This is a genomic window from Candidatus Taylorbacteria bacterium, from assembly GCA_039934295.1.
Lineage (GTDB): Bacteria > Patescibacteriota > Minisyncoccia > Phycocordibacterales > HO2-43-120 > HO2-43-120.
Map to the genome: position 1 here is coordinate 1 of JBDTMN010000004.1, position 26,265 is coordinate 26,265.

The window sequence follows — 26,265 nt, forward strand, 5'->3', positions numbered from 1 at the left end:
ATTCTCACTGCTTTGGAGAGACCAAAGAGTGCAATATGTATCTGGCCTTATGCACTACTTGATTGACATATGATGCCTTCTATGGCTATTTTGTCGATTCCAAGCTTTCATAACTCCGCTCGTCCTTGCCACTCATTCTGCCCTCATGAATACCCCAGTGGGAGCATTCGGCGCCAAACGAGGGCGCGTGCAGAAGCGGAGCCAAAGAAAAATTTTCGCCTCAATACCCAGCGCAGCAAAAAACTCCGCAGAGGCGGAGTTTTTTGCTGTTTGTATTCTCTAATTCCAGATTCTATAATCCAGATTCCATCATTGCCTACCTACCAAGGAAAAAATTGAAGATTCCCCTGAAGAAATTTGCAATTCTTGTTCCAAATCCGACTGATGCGGATGACGCGGATGCTTTGTTATCTTCCAGATTGATTTTTCCGATTTCACCGGTGACTCCGTTTCCGTTTGTGTCAATAGTTGATGGAATTGTTTCTGCAGTCGGAATTGATTCCCCTCCTCCAAAGAAGGAGCCTGAAGCAGGAGTTTCTGCTGGAACAGCTACGCCTTCCGCAACCGCTTTCTTGTATGCGGCAAAGATAGCATAATCCTCTGCCGTAAAAGTAAGAACTATCTTGCAAGAGAGCTCGTTGATTTTTTTTACGGTCGAGATGTAGACCTGTCCAGAAGGAACGACTTCGCCCCAGGGTCCCATTACCTCTTCGAGATACGTTCCTTGAAATGCGTTCACAGCCGCAAGGGTCTGATCGTCAAAATCACCGGTCACATCTACATTGAATCCTTGATTGTCATGCAAGAACATCTGAAGTTTTCGAACTTCTGAGGGGTCATTGTCTGCGCCCTGCCTCAAGTACTTATCCATGTGAATGCAGTCTCCCACGCTTCCAGCAGAAGGCAGTCCCACATTTATACTAGTCCCAGGAGTTCCGTTGGAAAACGACGGCCGAGAGCCTCCTCCCCCTCCACGTCTGATAACTCCGTTGTCGATGATTTCCGGATTTCCATCCTCGCCGGGAGGAGTCGTAGCAACTGAAGTATCATCATCTCCATTTGTAATTTCTCCATCTATGTCTCCCGGATTGTCGGGAGGAACGGGAACAAACGGAGAATCATCGTCACCATTCCTGATATCTCCAACAACCGTTCCGGGAACACCAGTGTTGGGACCACCGGAACTATCATCTTGCCCGTTAGAAATATCGGGGTCAGGCACTGTGATTGATTGGGGCGGATTTGCTACTCCCCCATCGTCTTCTCCATTTGTGAATGCAAACACATTGGATACTAGTGCCAAGCTCGAAGCAAGGACAATCGCCAATGCATAAGGCAAGATTTTAGTAATTCCCATTTTTTTCATATTTTATTCGTTATTATTTTTTTCTATAGACTGTTAATAATTTACTTGTATGCAATAATTCTATCATGTGGGTAAATTCTTGCCAACTATAAAAAAGTAAAAAAAAACTCTTCCCAGTAACATCGGGAAGAGCTGTGTGTGTCGAGACTGATCAGTTCGTCCGAAGGCGGTAAAACTGCATCGCACCATCCATGGAGACCAAAAAAGACTCGGCGAAACTTACGATGAATGGCATATCCGTCCATACCGAGCCGGCAACATCCGGCCTGCTCTGCGGACGGTACGGAACCCTCACCTGACCGCCAGCGACAGTGCATCTGACTTGAGAAGGATTCTCAACCGAGATAGTGAGACTGGGACGCGCGTCCGTAACCGTCTGTGTGTCCACTGGTTCGCCATTCCGGATGAGTTCAGCTGTGAGACTATGTCCAGCTATGAACTGGTTAATGGTTGCGGCGAAGCCTTCAGGCTCCGTGATTGTCACCACAACAGTCCCGCCGAACCGAAACCAGGCGGTGTAGGCGATTTGACTTGGCCGCTCGCCGTTCGAGTAAACGATGTCGTCTCCATGCACATCCCAGACTCTTGTTAACGGATTGAATACGGAGTCGAAGTGTCCGTCCGGCCCGAAGTTGACGCATGCAAACGTGGAGGAACAGGTGAGTTCCTGACCGTCGGTCGTGTTGGTGGCAACATTGAATGTCCCGCTCCCAAGATTTGTGTCTGATGATGATACTCGGGTCGAGTATGCATTCACCGGAAAGAATCCGGCGGCGTGCACCACGATTCTGTGCCCAAACTCTCCCAGGGTTGCCGACGAAAAATTAACGGCACCCATCCACGAATGAAATGATGTCGATGTGTAATCAAACGACTGGAGGGAGTTCGTCTCCGGCAGATACCACGCCGCCGGATTGTTTTCCCGGACAGACGGGACCTGTTGCCCCAACATTCCAGCCATTCCGTAAGCTCTCGATTGAACAACATTTGATGAAGTCAGAGCGCAGAGCGACGCAATCACCACCTTTTCAGTCCCCAGGATATTGCCCGGAAGCAACCGCGCAGGTGGCGGAAGCGAGCTCCGAACGGGCTTTGTCGGCACCCCCTCGTCGAGGGTTCGCAAAGCAATGCCCGCACCCGCAGTGGAATTGTAGGAAATCCCTGCCACTAGCAGGGCCGTGAGATACCGCAATTTATTTTTCATGAGCAACTTAACTGTTCGACGTTTTGTTTCCCCTTTGTACAATATGCAACAAGTGTCAAGGACTTAGCTATTGTCCTCGGCGATATTATTTCATATTCCCTATACAATAATACACCGATGAAAAGTTCCAGCAACTGTTTGGAAAAATTTTTTTCATAGCTCCACCATTCTCGACAAAAGTTCCCATTTTTTTGGAAATTGCCATCAAAAAGATAATGGACGCTCTCTATAGAGTAAAATTTTTTTTTTTGCTATGATTTAAAGGTGATTCCGGAAAAACTCCTAAAACCGTACGACCCGAAAGAAACGGAAAGCCGAATTTACAAGCTCTGGGAAGAGAGCGGTTTTTTTAATCCCGATAATCTCCCTGTCGACCGTTTTGACTCAAACGCTAAACCTTTTTCCATCATCATGCCTCCGCCGAACGCGAACGGCCATCTTCACGCTGGTCACGCCCTCTTCATTACCCTCGAGGACATCATGACCCGATACAAGAGACTCCGCGGATACAGAACGCTGTGGGCTCCCGGAGCAGACCACGCCGGATTTGAAACCCAGATTGTCTATGAGCTTAAGCTCGAAAAAGAAGGTCACTCCCGTTTCAAAATGGACCCCAAGGAGCTCTACCAAGAGATCATGGCCTTCACCCTGGAAAACAAGAAATTCATGGAAGCTGAAGTTCGAGCGATGGGGGCCTCCTGCGACTGGTCGCGGGAAAAATTCACCCTGGACGACTCGGTAATCAAAGAAGTCCACAAGACTTTCAAAAAAATGTACGACGATGGACTCGTGTATCGGGGGGAGCGAATCGTCAATTGGTGCTCAAAGCATGTCACATCGCTGTCCGATGTCGAAACTGAAAACGTTGAGAAAAAAGATTCTTTCTACTATTTGAAATACGGCCCCTTCACAATTGCCACCGCGAGACCCGAGACAAAATTTGGAGACAAGTACGTCGTGATGCATCCAAGCGATATGAGGTACGCAAACTACAAAGATGGCGAGAAGATTCCCCTCGAATGGATAAATGGTCCGATTACTGCGACCGTAATAAAGGACGAAGCCATAGATATGGAATTCGGAACGGGAGTAATGACAATCACCCCTTGGCACGACGCTGTGGACTTTGCAATCGCGGAGAGGCACAACCTCGACAAAGAGCAGATTATCGACAAGTTCGGGAAGCTTCTTCCGATTGCGGGTGAATTTGCGGGGATGAAAATCGCCGCAGCGAGACCAAAAATTGTCGAGAAGCTGAAAGAAAAGGGCCTGCTTGTTAAAGTGGAAGAAAATTATGTCCACAATGTGCCTGTTTGCTATAAATGCGAAACGCCGATTGAGCCCCAGATACTGCCTCAATGGTTCGTCAAAATGAAACCGCTTGCGGACATGGCTTTGAAAGCCGTCGAGGAGGGAAAGATTGTTTTTTATCCTGACAATTACCGGAAAATATTTGAGTACTGGATGAAAAACTCGATTGACTGGAACATCTCGAGACAAATCGTCTGGGGCATATCGATACCGGCCAAAATCTGCGAGACGTGCGGGCATGGAGTGCCTGATCTCGAAGACGAGATTGTAAAATGCCCGAAGTGCGAAGGAAATGTGCGCGCCGACACGGACACGTTCGACACATGGTTCTCCTCGGGACAGTGGCCTCTTATAATGTTGGGATTCCCCGACGGCAAAGACTTCAAAACATTTTATCCGACCGATGTCATGGAAACCGGCTCCGATCTTATCTTCAAGTGGGTACCCCGAATGGTTATCTTCGGGTTGTATCTCGCTCACGATGTGCCTTTCAGGACAGTCTACCTTCATGGACTCGTGAATGACGCCAAGGGCAAAAAAATGTCAAAGAGCAAGGGCAATGTGATAAATCCCAAAGATTTAACCGATAAATTTGGAACCGATGCTCTGCGCATCGGACTTGTTGTGGGCAACACGCCCGGAACTGACCTCGCCCTGTCGGAAGACAAAATCAGGGGCTACAAAAATTTCGCGAACAAGCTCTGGAACATTACTCGATTTGTTATGGAAAATACCGGGGGCAAGAAGGAAGACAATAACGTATTGGAAGGAGGCGCAGGCGACGCAAAACTTCAGGATGAACTCCAGGTGCTTCTCGAAGATGTGACGAGAGACATGGACAGTTATCGCTTTTACCTTGCCGCGGAAAAATTATATCACTATGCATGGCACACTTTTGCCGACAAGATTCTGGAAGAAAGCAAAGTAATTTTTGAAAAAGGCTCGCCGTCAGCTATGCGAGAACGCCGGCAATTCCTCTTGCAAACGCTCGACAAGCTCTTAATCGCCTTGCACCCCTTCATGCCTTTTGTCACGGAGGAGCTATGGAGCGGAGTGCTCCACACGGAAGACAGCAAAAAGTTATTGATGATAGAAAAGTGGCCGACAGATAACATATGACATGTAACACGCAACATGTAACATGCAATGAGAAAGAGGATTTTGATTTTTTTGGATGTTACATGCTAAATGTTACAAGCTACGTGTTACATTTTATTCAATGGCTATCGCAAACACAATTGCATATAGTTTGATAGGTGGCATCATTCCCGCCTTGATTTGGCTTTGGTTTTGGCTTAAGGAAGACCATCATCCCGAGCCCAAACGCCTCATCATCTACGCATTCCTCGCGGGCATGCTCATGGTGCCCTTGGTTATTCCATTTCAGCAATATGTGCAGGCCACGATTTTTCCCGGAGATATCTCGTCTCCGAGTCTTTTTCACGGACCAACTGTCTTCACTCCCTTCGTTCCCCTTCTCACACGCCTATTTCCTATGCAAGTTTGGCTTATCATTTTGTGGGCGGGACTCGAAGAGCTTTTCAAATTTATTGCGGCCTATTTTGTCGTCTTGAGGAGAAAAGACGACAATGAGCCGGTGGACAAAATTATTTATCTTATAACAGTGGCCTTGGGCTTCTCCGCGCTCGAAAACGCCCTTTTCATATTCAATCCCCTCTTTGACGGCAATTATAGTTTGAGTTTTATTACCAGCAACCTGCGCTTCGTGGGAGCTACCCTCTTGCACACTATCTGTTCTGCCTCAATTGGAGTTGCACTCGGCCTTGCCTTCTACAAGAGCCGTTTATCAAAGTTCCTCCACCTGTTAGGCGGATTTGCCGTGGCTCTCGCCTTGCATACTTCCTTTAATTTATTTATAATAAACAGCAAGGATGAGATCAACTTCGCAGTCTTCTATTTTGTCTGGCTCTCGATTATTATTCTCCTTCTCTTTTTTGAAAAAATTAAAAGCGTCATTAACATAAATGCGGCTCATAGCGAAAAAGCATCTTCGCAATGAGTTACCTAAAAAAATGAAAGATAGAAGATCATTTTTCGAACGTCTAACCGGCTCTGTCCATGTTGACGAAATGGAAGAAGAGGCTCTGGAAACGCGAAAGGTGCCCCGCAGTGACTGGAAAGAAGAGACCGAAGCGGATAGCGACGGTCAGCTTACCGTTGATGTGTACCAAAATCCAACCGACATCATCATTAGAACGATGGTGGCAGGAGTGCGACCGGAAGATTTGGATATTTCCATAACGCGAGAAATGGTGACAATCAAGGGAAAACGGGAATCCGGCCGAGAGATATCCGAGCAGGATTATTTTTTCAAAGAGCTCTATTGGGGAACATTTTCGAGAACGATTCTCCTTCCTCAAGAAGTGGAAGTTGAGGATGCGGAAGCCACGGAGAAATTTGGACTCTTGACACTGCGATTGCCGAAAATAAATAAAGAGAAGCAAACGAAGCTCAAGGTGAAGTCGAATACGTAAAGGGAGAAAGTAAAAAGTGACAAAATTCTCATTTTGTCATCCCCGCGGATGCGGGGATCCAGTATGCCCGAGCCGAAAAGTTTACCGAACGTCGGTAAACAATAAATTACGGTACCATATCGGCGAACACTACCAGCCGTTTACTGTAGCTTTTTTTTGATTTATCCCAATCGCCCACGCAGGTAACAAGATTAAGATGCACGCCAACTTCGGACTTAAAAACCTCCGGCGCATAGGCGTCTTTATCATACTCTCGACTTTCTTTCACTTCAAAGGAGACAACCTTGCCCTCGCCGTCTTCAACGTATATTTTGTCTCCTTTGCGCAATCTGTCTAAATTATCGAATATCGCCGCAATACCGTTTTTCCAGCCCCAATGACCCGCGATGACGGCACTACCTTTCTCCCCTGGGAGTGTTCCTAGAGAAAACCAGGCAACGTGAAGAGGGTCGTCAGGCGCCTCCATAGCGCCATCCGGCGTAAGACCGACAGTTCCGACTTCAACATCAACATTGATGCTTGGAATCTTCAGGCGCGTAGGTTTGATTAAAGTTGACTGAACGGTTTTTTCGTTACTGTCAACTTTGCTCTCCTGATGCAGAAATGGAACTAGGAAAAGCGCGGACACTGCAATTAGAATTATTGAAAATATTTTTTTTCCTGTGGCTGTATTCATTGCAATCATTTTCTTCATTATACTCCAAAAATCCGGTCCCAAAAAATGGCGGAACCTGTTTATTTACCTTCCTATTCGATTTGAGGACTCCGACGTCGAGAGACCTGTTTCCACCCCCCCCCTAATTTGGCGACGCGTCCTCATTTCCAGTAATTGGAAACTGCACACCCGACTGCTTTGAGAGAATACTGTTCAACCTGCCTAACGAAATAGGCCCAAAAAATCCTGTCGGGGGCAAAATAGCGTTCGCCGTTTGCCAAGAGACAACCGCAGACCTTGTAATGGGGCCAAAATAGCCGGTCGGAGTGGGAATGTTGAGAAAATGATTGGCGATAAGAAATTTTTGGAGGGCCACAACATCGTCTCCAGTACTCCCGATTGTAAGGCTTCGTGTGAACGTGAACGGCGACCCTAGGCTTACCCCTTGCGGAGCTATCCCCACGGGGCTTATGGCCGGTGGGACTATGGCAACTGAATTCGGCACAAGGTCGGTAAATATCACCAATCGTTTTGTGAAGTCTTGTATGGATTCGTCCCAAGAACCAAGAAGACAGGTGATGATGTTGAGGTGGATGCCACCGTCGGAAGAAGAAAAAACATCGCTCGCATCAGCATCTGATTTATAGATGCGAATTTCTCTGACCGCAAAAGTAAGTGTTTTTCCTTTTTCATCTACAACAGTGAGCTTGTCCCCTTCCACCATTTGAATCAATTTGTTGAAAACTTCCGCTTTCCCGTCCAAAAGGAAACCGGTGTGACCGTCAATAACGGCGCTACCAACTCCCCCAATGCGTGCGCCTAGATTGAACCATCCAACCTCACCATAGCCCGATGGCACATCCATCAAACCTCCCGTCGTCAAGCCAACCGGCACAATTGGAGCATCAATATTGAGATTCGGAATCTTGAGACGTCCTATAGTAGGAAGGGTACTACCGGTGGAAGGCAGTGACGGAGCCGGTTCGCTAACCGGTGGCTGATTACCTATAGTAAAAAAAAACAGAAGGAGAAAGAGCGCCGAGCCCAAAAAGATGAACTGAAGCAATCTTTTTTCCTTTTTCCTTATCGCCCAAATCGCGAAGAGAGTCGCGAGTAAGACAAACGCAATGAGGATGACCAGAGGGGCATCCGAATTATTGTTGGAAGCTGGATTTATTGCTACGTCAAACAGCACAGGCGCTGTCTTATCGTCATTATTTGCAAAATGAGGAAATTTCACCAAATTGGGAGACGCGACGACAACCGTCGTAAGGGCGTAATCAATGGCAGTCAAACCGTTTCCACTGCCGTCCGCTGTGGCCGTGACCGTGCTCACGCTGTTGTCGGAAACATGCATTGTGCAGGTGTAGACCCAGCTTTCCCCGGTGTCGAGCAAGCTGTTTTCATTGAAATCGCCGGAAGGGACAGAGAGAGTATTGCACGTGTTATCTGCAACGCTTACGTTTGAAAGCGCAACCGTGCCAGGATTAGTTGCAACATACGTATAGGTAACATCCCCTCCGCCAATAGGCAAAACAAACCTGTCCGGAGTTTTTATAACGCTAATTAATGGAGCCGGAAATGAAACGCCGACGGTGACTTTTGCAACCGCCGAATCAATCGCGGACAAACCATTGGAAAAACCGACTGCAGTCCCAATATTTGTGGTGGTCTGCGTAACTCTCGCAGTGCATCGGTACGTCCATTTCTCCTTGATATCAAGTTTAGAATCGCTATTCGTGTCGCCGGAAATGAGATTGACCGAGGCGCACTTGTCATCACCTACCGTAACATTCCCAATCGCAACTTTCCCGACATTCAAAACTGTGTACGTGTAGGTGACCGATCCAGGACCCTCGGGCAAGGAGAGAGGGCTTGGCACTTGCAAAATGGAAATAAGCGGAGGGGTAGCAATAGTGTCTGCCGGTTGACTTGACGTAGGAGGAGGCGCGCACGTCGCTCTGGTAATGATGTTGCCATTCAAACTAACCGTCCCCTTTTCCGCAAGGACCCGTCCCTCCACGACTGCTCCAGTTGAAAGTGAAGCAGTGGTCAAAGCTAAAATATTTCCTCTTAAGATTGATTGTTCTCCGAGGTTCACCGAATCGCCGACAGCCCAAAAAACGTTGCAAGCTTGGGCCCCGCCCGCAAGAACCACCTCGCTTCTCCGCGCGGTTGCGAGAGTCGAAGTAGTTTTAAATATAAAAACTGCGTTGGGGTCGCCTTTGGCATCGAGCGTGAGCTTACCATTTATCGCAAAAGTGCCGTCTGCGGATGCATATATTCCGGGAGTTTGAATTGTTCCGCCAAGCTCTGAAGGCACGGTTGCGCCTTGCGTTCGCCCAAGGATGTCTCTCGCCGCTCTCGCCAAGTCCGCTTTTGCAGAGGCGACCGGAACATCTGCCACATGCAAAGTCCCGATAACGGATCCGTGCCCGAATCCGGAGAGCACAGTTCCGGGACCAACGCCGACATCACCATTTATTACAGAGTCGCCCGTATTTGTAATTGAAATGCCCGCTAACACCGCAAAATTGTCGGCTGTTTCCAGATTTACCGGAGCTCTATAGTCTGCAGACGCCACAGTTCCGCTCATCAAAAAAACGAGTAGCGAAAGTATGAGGCGTGCGTCAAAATATTTTCTCATTTTTTTATTCAACCTTATTTCCAAACTCTTCGTCAGCCACATCCAATTCTGCATCGCGCTTTGTCATCTGAACACGCCCGTCGATGTGGTTAGGTGGTGAGTACATCGTGTAGATTTTTAAAGATTCGCCTCCGGTATTTACGAAGTTATGCTTTGTTCCCGGAGTTACCACTACCACATCTCCCGATTCGAAGGGTTTCCTCACTCCGTCCAATAGTGACACGCCATATCCTTGGAAAAGAAAAAGAGTTTGTTCGGTGTGAGGATGAGTCTCCTCTCCGATATCTTCTCCGGGCTTTATGTCCATCACAACAAGCTGGCTATTCTTTCCTGTGAAAATGACTCTTCTAAAAGCCGTGTTGTCCAGCGTTTCTTTTATTATATTTCCGGAGTGTGACATTGTGGAAGGTAAGATGAAGAACTCGTGAAAGCAAGCGCGCAACTTATATGCCTCAAACGGCAACTGAAATAGGGACAATGTAGCCTCGCACAGAGACGGACCGAGGATTCATCCCTTAAGAATTTATGCGGAGCTAAATTGATTTCTTCTTTCGAGTAGTGTTGAGCAGGAGCAAAATCGCAACGAGACCAACCGAGATAATGATATTCCAAGGGACAGTATCATCAGGAGCAATTCCAGTATTTGGCAGGGTAGGTGTGCCACTAGTTGGCAAGTCCACTACTAGAGCACCCACAGGAACAGTCACCTCTGCCGTATCAGAAACTGTTCGGCCGTTCGCTTCACCAGTGGCGGTAACAATGTTCGTGGTAGTTTGATTGAGTGTAGTTGCACAGCGATAAATCCAAGTTTCGTCGTTATCAAGCAATGAGTCCTCATCTGCGTCACCAGAAACAAAGCTCACCGAAACGCATTTATCGTCAACGACTGTCACAGTACTCAACGAGAGTGGGCCGGGATTGGTAACCGTGTAGGTATATGTAACCAGTCCGGGTCCTGCAGGCAGTGCCGAAGGAGTCGGAAATTTTTCCACATTGATACGAGGTGAGGAAACAGACCTTCCTCCTCCGCTTGAACCACCACTTCGTGGAGGTGGGATGTCATTGTTATTTACCGTACATATTGCTACATCACCTCCGGCAAGGGTGATAGTACTGCCATCTACCGCAGAACCTCCATTATTGACACAGCTGAATTCTGACGCACTATATCCTGAAGGACCTGATTCGGAAAGCGTATAGGTGTCGGCATTGAAAACTCCGCCGTTAACCAAAGGAGTGGTTCCGCTCAAATTTGTCGGACTGCCACCGGTGCCGGTCGCTTGGAGAGTCCAATCGGTAGGAGATGCATTTCCACCATCGTCATTCGTGACAGTCTTTGTGAGAGTAAGAAGCGGACTTGAAGCGCAAACAGGCACTGTAATCGTGTCATTAGACGCAGTGACAGTTCCTCCAAATGCCAGAGCCCTTCCTGTCCAGCCCACAGTATCACCTATGGTAATACCCGCGGCATCAATAACAGTTCCGACAAATGTTGAGTTTGCCCCAAGCGTCGTGGCCGATGTAGGAATCCAGAAGACATCGCAAGCTGAAGCACCACCCGTTAATAGAACAATAGAGTTTGCTGTTGAATCAAGTGCTCCGTCCATCCTGAAGATGTATGTTCCTGCGCCGTTTAGAGTGATAGTTGATCCTCCACCGATGTTGACAGCGTTGTCAAAACAATAAATTCCGGGTGTGTACTCGGTAGTAGTTGCGCCGAATGTGGGAACGTGCGTAGTTTCAGATGCAAGATCAATTGGTCCAGAAAAAGTTAAGTCGCATGGGGTTTGATTATTTAGATTGACTAGAGCAACTCCTTGGGCCGTTCCTGCATTGCTGTAGACGGTGTCTGCCACATGCGTAGAACCGCTAACCGTCGCCGCCGTTCCTGTTGTATAACCAAGATCTCCAAAAATACTGTTTCCGCCGAGGTTGCTAAAAGTATCAGAAAGAATACCAAACGAATTGGTCGCCCCAAGATTTGGCGTGGTCGCCGCAAAAGCCGGAATGGCTGACCCAGCCGAGAAAAAGGCGAGCGCTAACAGGACTACACCCACTTTCTTAAATTTTTTCATAGTTTTTTACTATAAATATTTATTTTACTATATTTGGACATCAATATTCGTTCTTATTGAATTATAGAAATTATTAAGCGAGCGATTCAACAGCGTCGCTTTCAATCAATTGTAGCACATCTGTATGATTCATTATACTCGTTCATACAAAATGAAAAAGAGCAGGTCTGTGGATAACCAAATTTTCCAATTTTCTAGCCAAATAAGCCAAATTTCGCGCTTAGCCTGCAGTTCGATTCTGGGTACTACTTAGCAAATAAAAATAACCCCGAAAGCTGGGGTAGTTTTTATTTGTGCCGAGGCCCAGATGCCCTATCGGATCGGTCACGACTCTCGGCTCGTCGTCACTCGCCTCGGTCGCGACCCCAGCTCGCGATTTCGGCTACTGCCGAAATAACGCTCCGCTTTTCGATTCTGGACGCGAAACAAGCAGTTGTTTCGCTACCTCGGCACAAATGAAAACAGCCCAAAAAGGCTGTTCATTTTGTGCCGAGGCCCAGAATCGAACTGGGGACCTATTCCTCTTCAGGGAAGCGCTCTACCGACTGAGCTACCTCGGCCTAAAACATCCGCAACGGATGTTCGCCCTAGGGCATATCCCAACATCAACAAACTAACTCTTTTAAGTTAGCACATTTTCAGTGAATACGAAAGAATGTCGGAGCAGGAGGCTCTATTTTACTGATTGAGTAATTCTTTGTACTGGTCAATAATATTTGAACTTTTCGCAGATGGACTTTCATCTCCAAACGCGCCAAGCAAACTTGAAATATACATTTGGGCAAAATAGACGCCTCCAATCGACAGGAAAATAATAAGAATCCAGTATGAAGCGCGCATAATGTTCGAACGTCTTTGCGAACGCCTCATACCTTTCAAAATTTCATTATTCTCTTCCGAGAGTTTATACGTCTTCTCGAGCAATTCTTTTTCTTCTGGTAGCATAATAATTTTTTATTATTTCACTTTCGCAATTTCTAGCGCTAATTTTTCTGAAATTGTTTTTAAAGTTATTACATCTTTCCCCGCAAAGTTTTCCTTTGAAATTAAAGCATTTAGATCGTCGCAGATTTGATTGAAAGTAAGCGAATCTAATTGTCCTAATTTTTCTCGTTTATCACCCCAAGTAAAAGAGTCAAGTTTGTGCAAAATTTCCCTTACTTTTTTGTTTTTTTCAAATTGCGGAGGATACTGTTGAAGAATACGGTGCAATCTTTCAGAGTAAGTATCTCTATCCCGACTTTCTAATTCAACTGGAGGAATGTACAGCATTCTTTTAGGATGTCTCAATAGTCGTATTGATTTTGCTACTATTTGTTGTATGCGGGAAGGTCCAACTGCGAAATGCTCTCCAATTTCTTCTAAAGTTTCTCCTTGAAGAAATCTTCGCCTGATTATTTCTTTTGATCTTTCGTCCGGCAATGTCTCGATAAGTTGTTCAATGTCATCCCGTAATTGCGGATCGGAGGGAGTGAATTTTTTTCCTAATTCAGCGTCCTGTAGCATTTCAACAAAAGCTTCTCTTTCTGTAGCAGATACGGCATCTTCTTTCTTTATACGCTCAAATTTTTCCATATATGGACAATTTTTAACACGACTATTCACATCATGATAAGAGTATACAGCATTTAGTATGAAGTTTACAGTATAAAAAAACGGAATATAGATTTTAGATTACAGATTCTGGAATAATTAAATAAGACTGATCTTTCTGATTCTATAATCATAATCTGTAATCTGTAGTCACTATTTCCCATTTTCTACACCCTGTGCCTTTGACGATGTGGCTTCTTGGGGACCTGCCCGAATGACTCGGTCGGGCGGGCAAAATCCTTATTCCTCACTTTACTACACCCTGTATCTTTGACGATGCGGCTTTTTAGGTATATCGAACAGCGAAACAGTATGGTCCTCGGAATTGCTGAATCGATAGATATCCAAAAAGGGATGAACGCAAGGAAGAGATTTCTAATTTTTGACGATTGAGCGACAGTGGCATGCATAAAAGTATACCTAAGATTATATCACATAGGACTTACGCGTTTGGATGCAGTTCGAGGCGCGAGGGAGGCTTGCGACTGAGCTGTAGTTTGATGCTACTGCTCAGGAGCAAACGACCGAAGCAACGAGGAAATGCGCCAAACGCGTAAGTCCTATCACATTCGCTCTACCTCCACGCTTCACTCACCGCCCCCAACAAATATTTGAAAGGCAGGGTGAGGAATTCAAAGAAACTTAGATTTGATTTTGGCGGAACAAAGGAGCTGTCTGTTGAGCCTTTAGTGGGATCAGGTGGGTCTACGACTGGAGGAACAGCGACGGTGACACTCTTTGCGCTCGTTCCTCCTGCTCCACTACACGAAAGAGTGAAAGTGGCTTGGCTTTGAATAGGGCCGGTGGAAAGCGTTCCTGATGTCGCTTGATTTCCTGCCCAACTGCCTGCTTCCGCTCCGCCAGAAACTGACCCTGTGCAGATGCTGGCATTTGTAGATGTCCAGCTAATATCTACCGATTCACCCGGAAGAATGGTAGGGCCTGTTGCAACACCTTCTGGCTCTGGCTTGGTAGATAGCGAGATGGTGGGAGGCGGAGTTGAACTACCTGAAGGGGAAGATGGGGTAGTCGGATTGTTCGGAGTTACTGAACTAGCTTTTGTCACTATAAGATTAGCGGACGCAGTTTTGCTCCCGCCCTCACCTTCACACGTTACAGTATAGGTGATGGTGGTCGGAACGGTAAAACGAACTGACTTAGTTCCGCTTGTTGCTCCATTAGCCCGCAATCCTGTAACAGCGCATGAAGTAGCCTTATTGGAAGTCCACGAAACAGTTGCCGCTTCTGTGGTTGTGATGGTGCTTGGGGAGATGGAGAGGGAGACGGAGAAAATATTCTGGTCTGGTGGAGTGTCTTTGGTAAATGTCGCTATCACCGCTTTGCCTGCATCCATCTTGAGAAAGCAGGAGCCGATTCCCGAGCATGCACCTGTCCATCCCGAGAAGGTGGAGCCGGCAAAAGGAACCGCCGTGAGGGTGATAGGCGCATTTTGAGGGAACAAAACATCGCATACTTCTTTGTTACAGAGAACTTGACCTAAGCCGGTTCCTTGATTTGTGATGGTGAGAGAGAATACGCCTGGAGTTATGGTCAAATACAGACGGTTGCTCTTTCCCGTCGTAGGGTGAGTGACTTGGATGGAATAATTGCCCACCGGGACGTTGGGAACAAATTGGATTGTTTTTCCTCCATCGGTGCTTGGAAGTGTTTGAACGACTGATACGCCGGACGATTGGTTGGTAAGAGTAAGAATATTCCCAGCTGGCGCAAAGCGGACGCCCGCAATAGTGACGGTCGCGTTTGAGGGAGCAGATCTCTCCGGAGAGACTGATGTGAGATAGGGTGAGACTTCGCCGACAATAATGAGAGCGTTTGTGGTGTTCGGAGGCAGAACCCCAATTACTCTGGAATTCTGGAAACCGCCCAAAGTAACTTGGGTTAGAATTCCGCGATATGCTCCGGCAAACATTTTTTTCGGCTCGAACACGACTGTCACAGTAAATTCTGCAGTAGTGCCGGCAGGAATTAGATAGAAATCGCCTTGGTCCGTTGTTCCCACCGATGAATATGTCTCTACTCCGCCCATATAATTTTGTCCGTCAACTGATACCGCATAGGAAGAAAACGCATCCCGTTTTGATATGAGCTGGTCACGGCTTCCGGCCGATATCGAAACTTTAAATCGAGTGGTGAGTCCCGCTTCGCCTCCGTCTGAAGGGTCGTATAATAGTGAGATGGTTGAGGCACCTACAATCCCTGCGGACGGTAGGACGGTGTCAGGTGAATCCACCAAATTGAAATATCCTGTCTCGCCGGTAATGCCTGAATTCACGTCCCGTATTGAAATCTTATATTGACCGGAATTCAGCATCGTAAATGTCCATCCACCAATAACCTGATTATATGAGTAGACTCTTCCTGCAGTCCACACGAATCGATTTCCAATATAAGTTTGGTCCCAGACTTCAGGATTTGATATTGGCCAATTTTGCCCGTCAGTGCCAGATATTGAGATACCTGTTGCTCTCCCCGGAGTGCCGGTCCAAGAAATAGTGGTTGTCGAGCCAGCAAGAACAGTGTCCCCCTTCTGCGGTAAAGTGACAACTATAGGATCGAGCACACCCATATGCAAAGAATTGGTTTTTGCGTCGTTGATTACAAACTGCTCTATATCGTTATTTGGTCGAAATGTAAGCAACTTGGCAAAATAAGTATCCCTGAGAAGATTTTCCTCATTGAAGGAGCCTGAAATAACAAAGCGAGCAGTCGTATTTGGAGGAATAATGTAATAGGGCCCGGCAAAATCTTCGACTCCATAAAGGGGCACGTATTGAATCCCCAAATCTTGATTATTATTTGTTCCCGACTGAACCAAGATAGTTCCTACCAAAGAGACTGCGAACGATGAGCTGTAGCGAGATTTGAAAAGCTCTAAAGCGGACTCGGTCGTCGTGACGTCAACCGTAAATGTAGCTTCTGTCGCGCTCAATGAAGAGCTCGCGACCGAAACGGTAACTCCGGTAAGCGGTATTGGAACGCGTCCGCAAGCGCCCTTAAAACTTGAAAGATGAGTGGCATATTCACTGTCTGAAGCGAAGGGTAATGTGATGTTCACGGGTACAAATGTCTGACCCATTTTTTGAGCGAAGTCGCTCGAGTTTGCGTATTTGGCATATTGATAAAATTTGATTCGGAGATATTCGCGCAGTATTTCTTTATTCACGTTCAAATAAGGAAAGTCGTCTATCATCGCAAACATATCATTCAACGATGAAGGCTGTAGAAATATATTTCGGGCAATTTGATAATACGCTTGCCTATAAGAAGGTTGCGTACTTGCGGGCAAGTCGTCTAGTAGTCGCTCCGTTTCGCTTGATGAGGGATCCGAGTCCATCGAATAACAACCGAGAGACAAGTCAAATCCATGAGGAATAACCTTCGTCTTGTCGGTTGTTTTATCCACTCCCCACTCCTCATTATGTAAAGCCCCCATATCATACACAGCCAGAAAATCCGTAAACAGCATGAATTTTAGAGTTGAATCCCTGTCAAAATAGACCGTTGTAGAAACTTGGGTCGTATTATTCGTGACGAGAGCGGATATCAAACGGTCAAACGAACTTGCGTACCACCCGTTCGAGCCTTCCGATTCATACAGCATTGGGTTCATGTTGAACTCCGTGGTAAATGGTATCTGATCATCAAGCTCTGCCGGTCTCTGAATGATCATGTATCGATATGTTCTTCCGTTATATCCGGAATCCGGCGTTATGAATGTCACATTCGCGAAGCCGATAATATCGGCAGTTGGAACTCCATATTTTCTGAAAATTTTATGAATAATATATTCTCTCAAGTTGACATTAAGTTTCCCGCTGAAGCCGTAATCTCCTCCTCCGAGATAGTAGTCGTTTCCCGCGTCACATTCCGGAATCATGCGGAATTTTTGATACTGCAATTGTGCGGACCCCGGATAGGTGCTCACACCCGTAAAAAGTTCCTTTGGAACCCCCTGGCTGTTGAATTTATCAAAACTCAAATTAAGCATGGGCGGGTCGCATACTCCTCTCATGTGACCTTTCTTCTCATATTTTATTTTCCAATCTTTGATTTTTATTCCAAGACTGGTGTACTCAACTAATTTTCCATCACGATTCGGAGCGAATTCATCAAGTGACAATGTCTTTCCTTGGGTATCTAGTGTGAGATTTCGAATCGGATAGAGAGGTGTCTGCGCATAAGAGAAAGAGGGTGCAACAAAACCCGTGGCCACAAGTAATGCGACCGATGAGAAAACAATGTATCGTTTTTTCATTACGTTTATCTTAGAGTTAATCAATACAATTATTACACTTTTTTAAAATCATTGAAAGAGGAGTTTATCCCCAGCGCATAGAAGAATATGGATCATAGGTTATAGATTTCCGCTTCTCGTTTCATGATAGAATCCTAAATGTGATGAAAAAATTGTTTTTTGGACTGATGTGTATCTTTGCTTTCATCGGACTTGTCATGGTCGTTGGATTTGTTGCAATTCAGCTCCGATGGACCAAGACAGAGGGAGTGGTTGACGCACAACACGACTACTTCAAGGAAAAAATCGCGAAGAATCTCGAGTGGGAAAAAAGCGAAGAGTGGAAAGCTCTCAAGGTGGCAATTTTGAAGGATAAGGAGGATATTTTGAAAGCATCGGAGTCGAGCGGAGTCGGAACAAGGCTCATTATCGCGCCCCTCGTCGTCGAGCAACTTCGACTCTACGAAAGCAATCGAGAGTTATTTAAAGAATTTTTTTCGCCCTTGAAAATGCTGGGGAGCCAAAATCAGTTCTCGTGGGGAGTAATGGGGATTAAAGAGGAGAGCGCAAGGCAGATTGAGCAAAATTTGAAAAACGCGAATTCACCTTTCTACTTGGGACCCGCGTACGAGCACATTCTCGATTTTACATCAGACAGTCCCGATTCGGAGCGCTTTCAGAGACTCACAGATGATGCGAGCCGTTACTATTCCTATCTCTATGCGGGACTCTACGAAAAGCAACTGATTGCGCAATGGGACAAAGCCGGAATCCCCATTCATGACAGGCCGGAAATTGTTTTCACACTTTTCAACATTGGATTTTCCAATTCTCGCCCGCATCCAAACCCCTCGGTTGGCGGAGCGGAAATTAGGTTTGCCGGAAAAGAGTACAGCTTCGGCGGACTTGCTTTTGAATTTTACTATTCGGACGAATTGCCAGAGTTTGAGAAGTAGTTGCTTCAATTTCAAATTCAATCTCGCTTATCCAGAATATTCTTTTGCCTCTTTAGTCGAAATATCCATTTCCCAAATTCAACCGCGACAATATTTAAAGTCGCAATGAGCGCAACCCCGAGCACCCAATACAATGGCAAGGAAACTGTGCCGAGGAGAGTCTGCAAGAATGGAACGTAAATTGCGGCGGCCATCAAGGCAACGCCGATGCCTACCCCCGCGCACAAGTAACGATTGGAAAATATCGGATATTCAAAGATGCTTTTCTCCAGACTTCTTAGAGAAAACGTCAAAAACAAAGTGTAGCTTCCAAATGCCGCAAAAATAAAAGTTCTTACTTCATCTTCAGGAAAACCTGCCCGCAAAAGATACCAATACAGCGTGAACAGAATCAAACTTGTTAAAAATCCGGTGAATAAGATCAAAAACTTCATCAAGGGGTCGAAAAGACCACTCTTAACTCCTCGTGGACGAGCTTGCAATCCGTCAATATCTTTCTCAAATGCGAATGCAATAGCCGGAAAACTATCTGAAAAAAAATTGACATAAAGAATTTGAAGCGCATTTAAAGGCAATGCCAATCCGGCAATAAGTGCCCCGCCAATCAAAAGAAGTTCGTCGGCAACGGAAGAAAGCAGATACACGAGCACCTTCCGAATGTTGTTCATAATCTGGCGACCTTCTTCTATGGCGGCAACAATGGTCTCGAAATTATCGTCCAGGAGTACAAGATCCGCTACGTCGCGAGCCACTTCAGTGCCTGTTCCCATAGCGATGCCGATATCCGCCTGCTTGATGCTTGGCGCGTCATTTACCCCGTCGCCGGTCATAGCGACCACTTCTCCCATCTCTTGAAAAGCCTTGACCACTCTCATTTTATCAAGCGGAGACACTCGAGAGATAACGCGCACATGTGGCAGACGCTCCTTCAAGCCCTCGTCATTGAGTTCCCGAAGTTCTGTGGCATCAAGGACGCTTCCCTTTTCAATTCGCATTCCCACTTCTTTGGCAATCGCCTCCGCTGTGCCTCGATGATCTCCGGACATAACTATTGTTTTTATTCCCGCCTCCTCAACACGACGCATAGCGTCTTTGACGCCCGGCCTGACCGGATCATGAAGCGTTATTACCCCATTAAATACAAGACTATCGAGTTCTGACTCCAAGTCTCTTTGAAATGTGAAATCTTCCTTCGGCTCTATGTTCTTGCTTGCAACCCCGAGGACGAGCTCTCCCGATCCTGCTAATGAATCAATTTTCTCCAGCACACCCTTTCGTTCCTCCAATCGAAGTGTCGAGTGGCGTATTAAAATATCAGGTGCCCCAAAAAAAACGAGCGAATGTTTTTCGCGGTCTCGCACGAGCGAAACGGAAAATTTGTTGACCGCGTTGAAAGGCAGAGAATTTACAATTTCAGTTTTATTTTTCACCTCTTGAACCGCTATGCCCCGAAGCCCAGCAGACCGCACTAGTGCCACTTCAATCACTCTTCCGTTCATTCGCCAATCCAATACCGGATCTTTTCGATTTTCAATGAGAACATTCGTATTCAGAAGCGCCAGTTCAAGCAGTTTGTTCTCGAGAATGCCTTCAGTTGGCAATACCTTGCTCAATTCCATCTTTGCCATTGTCAAAGTCCCCGTCTTGTCGGTCAAAATTATGGTGGTGCTTCCCAACGCTTCTGCGGCAACCAATTTTCTAATGACACCCTTGCGTCGAGACATGCGTTGCACTCCTATTGCCAAAATTACCGTCATCGCCACAGGCAGACCTTCCGGCACCGCGGAAACTGCAATCGCGATAGATATCAAAAACATTTCAACACGTGAATGCCCTAAAGCAATACCGGTCACAAAAACAATCAACGTAAGGATTCCTAAAAAAATGCCCGCTTGCATGCTGAAGCGCCTGATTGCGTACTGCAGTGGCGTCTCCTCTCTTTTCGACTCGGCAACAAGAGCCGCAATTTTACCCAACTCGGTGGCAAAATCGGTGCGGCAAACCACCGCGGTCGCGACTCCTTGAGTAACAAGAGTTCCGGCAAAAACCATTGAGTGCTGGTCTCCAAGAACCGCATTTACGCTCACCGGTTCAGTTGATTTCGATGCGGGCAAAGATTCTCCGGTGAGAATCGCTTCGTCAATCTGGAAATCATTCACAAAAATGACGCGCCCGTCTGCGGGAACACGGTCTCCCTGCGCCAGTCGAATAATATCTCCCGGCACTAAATTGGCAGCATCAATTTCGTACTCCTCGCCACCGCGAATAACTCGCGACCGTTGTTTCAAATATGATTTGAGCTCCGATAATGCTTTCTCCGCTTTGTATTCTTGATAAAATCCCAAAACGACATTGACTACCACTGCCGCAAGTATAAAAAGCGCGTCCCGATAATGAGCTATGAAAAACGTGATGATGCTCGCAAAAAGCAAAATCAAGATGAGCGGACTTTTAAATTGACTCAAAAAGATAATAAAACCGCTGGCGCTCCCCGATTTTTCGATAATATTTAAGCCAAAGATTTCCAGTCGCTTAAGCGCGTCATCTTCACTAACCCCATTCTGGGTATCCGTTTGAAGCATTTCGCGAGCATCTTTAATAGATAAAAACCAAAAAGGGCTTTTCTGAATTTCGGGTGTAAGTTCTTTTTGTATCATAGTGCTCTTGCGACTAGACCGATAAACACGATGCCAATAAAGTTGAATACAAAGGAAAGAGGAATAAACCAGGACATTTTCATTTTTGAGAAGCCTAGTAGGCTTATTCCAAGCTCGTCAGGTAAAGGCGAAGCAATAATCAGTCCTCCGATAAAAAAGCTTACCCACCTGAATAATTTAAGCTTGAGAATTGCCCCTATTCTCCTCCCTCCTCTTCGATGCCTCAAAAGCTCCACCAAATGCGATGAAAATTTGTCCCGAATGAAATAGAAGATAATTAAGTCTCCCAACACCGCTCCCGTGGCGCCCAAAAGCGCCGTCGTAAGCAGAGAGTTTCCCTTCGCGATTTCTCCCAAGGTGGCTATGGCAGGCGCTGTCGTAAAAACCGAAGTGAAAAAGAATCCCGCGACAAATGTACCGAACAATTTCAATTCCTGCGTAGAGGAGAGAAAATTTATTATAACATTATTTTGCACCAGCAATATCGCAATAAAAATACTCAAAACAATTATCGCGATATCGTGGAGAAAAAATGAATTTTTTTCGTTACGTGCGAACATTTTTGTGCCCCCGGCCAGAATTGAACTGACATCTACCCCTTAGGACGGGGCTGTTCTATCCGTTGAACTACGGGAGCGGTTAAAAAAGACTATAGCATATTTCCGCGCTCCAAAACAAAAACCCCTTGTGGGGGGGTTGTTTTTTACTTTATTTCCAAAAGTTCTCTAATCCTGTCCTCATCAAATCCGACGATAATTTCATCGTCTATAGTGATAACAGGCACGCCGAGCTGGCCCGACTTATCTACCATTTCTTTTCTTTTCGCGAGGTCAGTGGCAACATTGTGCTCCTCGTAAGCTACAGCATATTCTTTGAAAAATGCTTTAGCCATTGCGCAATAGTGGCAGGTCGGGGTTGAGTAAATTGTTACTTTTTTCATAAAATTAACAGAGTCTTTCTCTGTTATCCTCGCAAGCGAGGATCCAGATTAAATTATAATGCAATATCCTAGATTCCCGCTTCCGCGGGAATTACAGGTCATTGGCATTTCGTAGTATAGCAAAAATTTAAAATATTATCTACCAATCAAAGGCGTTTTTATTGTTTTAATATCCTCCAGTCCTAAATCTTTAGCAAAGAAGGTAATGATTCCCCACACCGAAGACATGACGAAAAGCGCGATGACACCACCAACCATTACTCTTCTCCCTTGCGCCTTTGCCTCTTCGCTCCCCGCACTCCACATGTACTTTGCCAAACCCCAAAAGAATACCGCGAGCGCCGCCGTAAAAGTGATTACCGTAATAGTCCCCAGTAACTTGTTAAAAGCCTCGAGAGTCGTGCCTACACTCCCAATATCTACTGCTCGAGCGAGAGTAGGCAACATGAAAGCTCCAAGTGTAAGCAGTAAAATTCTTATCATAAATATGTTGCCAATAAGGAAATGACTGAAAAACTCCAAAATCCTTAATCTCCCTAAAGTCCAAGATACCCGGGTCCCTTAATTCCAAAAGTAGTAAGCAATATCCTTAAAATTCCATATACAGCCATCATGATAAACAGCCCTCTCACTCCCCAGAGCATTGAGGTTTTGCCTTTGCTTCTTGCTTCTTCATTTGCCGCACCCGCAATGAACTGGAAAATTCCCCAAAAGAAAACAAGGAGCGCCACGCCGAACATGAGTATAATGAGAGGGTTCAATATGAATTCATTGACCCTGTCTAAGAGAATTTTGATCGACATTTAAATCCAAATATGCAGAAAGATCCCTTATCGTGTTGGACTCCTTCCACCAATTGTCGGTACTGTGATATCAGTCTTGGTTGGGTCAATACCAATAGCTACCTGCGCCCAACGCACAATCCCCCACACGGATGCCATAACGAAAAGAGCGATAATTCCACCGACCATTATTCTTCTGCCTTCTGCCTTAGATTCCTCACTTCCTGCGGCAAGAATGTATTTTGCTAAACCCCAAAAGAAAACTAGAAGAGCGATGATAAACACAATAGGGACCATATTATTTACAATACGTCCAAATGATGTGACAAGGGAATCTAACTGACCTAATTGTTGCGCGAACGCTAGAGACGGAGTTAATAAAACGCCCGCAAATATAAGAAATTTTTTCATTAATTTTTATTTAACCTAATAATTATAGACCACTTTTAATGTGAGAACCAGTCTCAAAAATAATCGCAATCTAATAAATGAAGATGTAGAAACTTGGCTACTGCGACAGTCTCCGTTCGGCTACGACTTGCTGTTCGGACTCGACATATATCTATATGCCTCGTCCTCCACAACTTCGTCTCGCTCGAACGGAAACTGTCTCGTCAAGCCATTATTTTTGAGACTGGTTCTAATTATAAGCGATGGCAGATTTGATAGCAAGTGGAGTTATCCCCCGTAGTGAATTTTGGCATTGCGCCTGAAGCACACGTAGTAACGATGCCAAAATCTACTACGGGGTTATCCCCTTAGCTAGATTCTACTCGCCCGAACGTACTATTTCGGTACGGGCGGGGAATCCAGATTCATGATTCATGAGTAGGTCAATTTCAGGTCTTTTCTTGAATCATGAATCTTGCTTCTAGTCAGATATCTTGGTTCCCATAAACTTCTTTCCCGAAAGATAGTTATCAAGCTCATGTATTTTTTGACCATTTACAATCGCCACTTCTATCCCAAGCTCTTGAGCGAGTTTTGAGGCGACGGGGTCAAAGGGGGAAGAAAGTCCCGGGCTCCACTTTTTCGGAATCAGCTTTCTGAATTCTCCCCATGTGAGGGTGGGAAGTGGTATAGCATTTTTGTATTTTCGAGGGTCTTTGTTGTAAACGTAGTCAATGTTTGAAAGGTTTATGATTTTCTTGGCTCCGATATTTCGGGCCAGTAAGACCGCGTCATAGTCCGTGGAAAATCCGGGCTTCCAACCACCGGCGACCAATATTTTCTCTCGAAAAAGCAAGTCTTCGTGGGGATTTTTTATCACCCGCGGATGAGAATATGTATGAAAAATAGAACGCATGAGGTGCGCGTTTAATCTTGTGCTGTGAATCCCAATCCAATCCACGTCCTCGATAGTGAGTGACGTGACGGCTCGCACGGCATCCTGGTAGTTTCTCGCGGTTTTTCCGCCACCGGAGATAATGATAAAGCGATGTCCCCTTTTGATATGCTTTACGATTATATCCTTGAAAGTCGAAAGAAAATGGGTATCAATGCCATCCGGAACAATAAGAGAACCTCCGACCGAAACGATGATTGGTAGGCCATTTTTTTTACTTACAGCTTTTTTTTGCATTCCTAGAAGCCTACCTTATTTTTTAAAAAAAATCCACCTTTGATTTCCCAAGGGTTACCCTTGGAACGTAGGAATATGGGTATTTCGCGCCAAGGGTAACCCTTGGGAGTTTGTAGCGCTTTCGTAGTCAAAAATTTTTTTAATATATCACTTTAGTTTATTCGCCAACTGCTTTGGAGTCTTCACAATCGCTTGAAAAAGAATATTTCGGCATATTTCCGGGTCGTTTTCAGAAAATGCATAAATCGGTTTCGCAAGCGCGGTGGCAAAACCGATCTCCATGCTTACACTATATCCGCTATATCCGTCCTTATTGAAGACAAATACCGCATCGGCAACTCTTATTTTCTGAAATTGATCATGGGTTAAGCCCATAGCTATGAATTTCTTATGGTGCTCGGGAACTTTGTTCAAATCGCCATAGTTTGCAGTGTAAAAATGCGGAGTCAAAACTTCCACGCCTAAAGCTTCGAGCTTTTTTGCGAACTCCATCGCTTCCTTGGCAAATCTATTACTTCCGCAGATTACTACTGATTTCATGCACCTATGTTACTACGAACTTGGAAAAAATGCCCGTCTGAATAATGCGTTCGGGCAAACGAAATTAAAAAAAAGCCCCAGTGGAATCCACGCAGGGCTTGTGTCGCTATTTGATTGATTGTAGCGACTGAATGAACTATGACCAGGGGCGAGTAGAGGTGGCGCGCTCTTTTCTTACCTCCTCTGGAACAACTGTAAGAGGGGTGGAGCAGACAACGCAGATCAACTTTCCTTCTTTCACTACCCCGCTAGTCCTGAACCTATGGTTTGGGCACCAATCAGGTTTCCGTGCGTCTTCCATTCGTTTTTCGTTATCTTTCATTTCACTCTCCGTGGTTGATTTGTTAAAGACCGTTCGAAGCTTTTTGAGCAACAAAAAATCCCATCCTCATTACACAACGCAAAGTTGCATAATAAGGACGGGATTCTTCCCCTAAAACCTCCGAGGTTCGGGCAAGCCGTGGTGCCACCTTAATTAAATAGATTCATGAATCTAAATTCAAGATTCAGAAATTATACTCATTGACTCAGACTTCCCAGCTTTCACTAGGAACGACATCAATTATCCTTGTTACGGAGGAATCCCCATGACAGAAAACTGTCTGGGTAAACCGGGTCTTCACGCACCTTTCGGTTTGCAAAGACCATCCTGTCCATTTCTGGACTACTAGCCCCAACCCCCGACCGCTTTATGCGGACCGAGGAACTAGCGGATGTTTTTATATGTAAGCTTCAACTGGCTTGTAATGTATACCTATCGAGTTCAAAAGTCAACACTTTGAGATTTTTTGAAAGCGATGAATTTTTGAACACTCTTTTTATAGCCCTCGGCAAGAGGAAATGTGAACGCCTCTTCCGGAGAAACCCAACGAGAAGAAATAAGCTCGACCCCATCAAGATTCAATTCCCCGCCGACAATCTCGCACCAAACATGAAACCAGACAAAATGCGCCGAGCGATGAAAATCAGTTGAGCCGATAAGTTCGCCCCAGTCAAAAACATATTTGCCCCGAAGTCTAAGCCCAGTTTCTTCTTCGCCCTCTCGAACAATTCCTTCAATTATAGTTTCGCCGGGTTCTACATGTCCTCCCGGAAGAGTCCATTTGCCGGGCCACTTTGGCGATTCCACGATAAGAATCTTGCCGACATCATTTTCAATCACTGCGGACCCAACAATTTCTATTCCTTTTGGAAATTTTTCATTCAT

Annotated in this window: 22 protein-coding genes and 2 tRNA genes; 4 read left to right on the plus strand and 20 right to left on the minus strand. The window is 45.7% G+C overall.

All coding sequences use genetic code 11. From position 1 onward, the window contains the following. Positions 1-316: 316 nt before the first annotated feature. Positions 317-1,366, minus strand: a complete 1,050-nt coding sequence (locus ABI430_01550; protein MEO8637567.1) for a peptidoglycan-binding domain-containing protein — start codon at positions 1,364-1,366, stop codon at positions 317-319. Between the two features lie 151 nt (positions 1,367-1,517). Continuing rightward, positions 1,518-2,570, minus strand: a complete 1,053-nt coding sequence (locus ABI430_01555) for a hypothetical protein (GenBank protein ID MEO8637568.1) — start codon at positions 2,568-2,570, stop codon at positions 1,518-1,520. 264 nt (positions 2,571-2,834) lie between these two features. Between ABI430_01555 and ABI430_01560 the strand changes: the two genes are divergently transcribed. The 3 genes from ABI430_01560 to ABI430_01570 all read left to right on the plus strand — a co-directional run bounded on the left by ABI430_01560 (position 2,835) and on the right by ABI430_01570 (position 6,376). Continuing rightward, positions 2,835-5,000: a valine--tRNA ligase gene (locus ABI430_01560; protein MEO8637569.1), complete on the plus strand. Its 2,166-nt coding sequence runs from the start codon at positions 2,835-2,837 to the stop codon at positions 4,998-5,000. Positions 5,001-5,100: 100 nt separating this feature from the next. Further along, entirely contained in the window at positions 5,101-5,901 is an 801-nt protein-coding gene (locus ABI430_01565; protein MEO8637570.1) for a PrsW family glutamic-type intramembrane protease, read from the plus strand. A gap of 13 nt (positions 5,902-5,914) precedes the next feature. Next, a complete protein-coding gene (locus ABI430_01570; protein MEO8637571.1) occupies positions 5,915-6,376 on the plus strand; it encodes an Hsp20/alpha crystallin family protein in 462 nt (153 codons plus the stop codon). Between the two features lie 106 nt (positions 6,377-6,482). Here the strand turns inward: ABI430_01570 and ABI430_01575 are convergent, their stop codons facing one another. From ABI430_01575 to ABI430_01610, 8 genes are all read right to left on the minus strand, one after another. Then, on the minus strand, positions 6,483-7,061 hold the full coding sequence (locus ABI430_01575) for a class F sortase (GenBank protein MEO8637572.1): 579 nt from the start codon (positions 7,059-7,061) through the stop codon (positions 6,483-6,485). Between the two features lie 112 nt (positions 7,062-7,173). Continuing rightward, the gene (locus ABI430_01580) at positions 7,174-9,678 is read right to left on the minus strand and encodes an ice-binding family protein (protein ID MEO8637573.1); all 2,505 of its coding nucleotides are present in this window, start codon (positions 9,676-9,678) and stop codon (positions 7,174-7,176) included. Positions 9,679-9,682: 4 nt separating this feature from the next. Continuing rightward, entirely contained in the window at positions 9,683-10,078 is a 396-nt protein-coding gene (locus ABI430_01585) for a cupin domain-containing protein (GenBank protein ID MEO8637574.1), read from the minus strand. 133 nt (positions 10,079-10,211) lie between these two features. Then, positions 10,212-11,753 (minus strand): ice-binding family protein, encoded by a 1,542-nt coding sequence (locus ABI430_01590; protein MEO8637575.1) that lies wholly within the window; start codon positions 11,751-11,753, stop codon positions 10,212-10,214. A gap of 487 nt (positions 11,754-12,240) precedes the next feature. Beyond that, positions 12,241-12,313 (minus strand) — tRNA-Phe (locus ABI430_01595). A 118-nt stretch (positions 12,314-12,431) separates the two neighbouring features. Then, positions 12,432-12,698: a hypothetical protein gene (locus tag ABI430_01600; protein ID MEO8637576.1), complete on the minus strand. Its 267-nt coding sequence runs from the start codon at positions 12,696-12,698 to the stop codon at positions 12,432-12,434. A gap of 12 nt (positions 12,699-12,710) precedes the next feature. Then, positions 12,711-13,328, minus strand: coding sequence for a sigma factor-like helix-turn-helix DNA-binding protein (locus tag ABI430_01605; GenBank protein ID MEO8637577.1), 618 nt, complete (start codon positions 13,326-13,328; stop codon positions 12,711-12,713). 592 nt (positions 13,329-13,920) lie between these two features. Continuing rightward, positions 13,921-17,622, minus strand: coding sequence for a CotH kinase family protein (locus tag ABI430_01610; GenBank protein ID MEO8637578.1), 3,702 nt, complete (start codon positions 17,620-17,622; stop codon positions 13,921-13,923). A 143-nt stretch (positions 17,623-17,765) separates the two neighbouring features. On the opposite strand from ABI430_01610, the gene ABI430_01615 reads away from it, so the two are divergent. Beyond that, a complete protein-coding gene (locus ABI430_01615; protein ID MEO8637579.1) occupies positions 17,766-18,557 on the plus strand; it encodes a hypothetical protein in 792 nt (263 codons plus the stop codon). 17 nt (positions 18,558-18,574) lie between these two features. On the opposite strand, the gene ABI430_01620 is transcribed toward ABI430_01615, so the two are convergent. From ABI430_01620 to ABI430_01665, 10 genes are all read right to left on the minus strand, one after another. After that, positions 18,575-21,214 carry an HAD-IC family P-type ATPase gene (locus tag ABI430_01620; protein MEO8637580.1) on the minus strand — a complete coding sequence of 880 codons (2,640 nt, stop codon included), beginning with the start codon at positions 21,212-21,214 and terminating at the stop codon, positions 18,575-18,577. After that, positions 21,211-21,774 (minus strand): hypothetical protein, encoded by a 564-nt coding sequence (locus tag ABI430_01625; GenBank protein MEO8637581.1) that lies wholly within the window; start codon positions 21,772-21,774, stop codon positions 21,211-21,213. Before ABI430_01625 ends, ABI430_01620 begins: the two co-directional genes overlap by 4 nt. A gap of 5 nt (positions 21,775-21,779) precedes the next feature. Then, positions 21,780-21,851: transfer RNA gene (locus ABI430_01630), tRNA-Arg, on the minus strand. 66 nt (positions 21,852-21,917) lie between these two features. Further along, positions 21,918-22,154 carry a glutaredoxin family protein gene (locus ABI430_01635; protein MEO8637582.1) on the minus strand — a complete coding sequence of 79 codons (237 nt, stop codon included), beginning with the start codon at positions 22,152-22,154 and terminating at the stop codon, positions 21,918-21,920. Between the two features lie 135 nt (positions 22,155-22,289). After that, on the minus strand, positions 22,290-22,637 hold the full coding sequence (locus ABI430_01640; GenBank protein MEO8637583.1) for a hypothetical protein: 348 nt from the start codon (positions 22,635-22,637) through the stop codon (positions 22,290-22,292). A gap of 53 nt (positions 22,638-22,690) precedes the next feature. Further along, entirely contained in the window at positions 22,691-22,957 is a 267-nt protein-coding gene (locus ABI430_01645) for a hypothetical protein (protein ID MEO8637584.1), read from the minus strand. 27 nt (positions 22,958-22,984) lie between these two features. Beyond that, positions 22,985-23,347: a hypothetical protein gene (locus ABI430_01650; protein ID MEO8637585.1), complete on the minus strand. Its 363-nt coding sequence runs from the start codon at positions 23,345-23,347 to the stop codon at positions 22,985-22,987. A gap of 460 nt (positions 23,348-23,807) precedes the next feature. Further along, positions 23,808-24,518, minus strand: coding sequence for a UMP kinase (gene pyrH / locus ABI430_01655; GenBank protein ID MEO8637586.1), 711 nt, complete (start codon positions 24,516-24,518; stop codon positions 23,808-23,810). Positions 24,519-24,665: 147 nt separating this feature from the next. After that, complete coding sequence (locus ABI430_01660; GenBank protein ID MEO8637587.1) at positions 24,666-25,058, minus strand: nucleoside 2-deoxyribosyltransferase; 393 nt, start codon at positions 25,056-25,058, stop codon at positions 24,666-24,668. 763 nt (positions 25,059-25,821) lie between these two features. Continuing rightward, positions 25,822-26,265, minus strand: coding sequence for an NUDIX domain-containing protein (locus tag ABI430_01665; protein ID MEO8637588.1), 444 nt, complete (start codon positions 26,263-26,265; stop codon positions 25,822-25,824).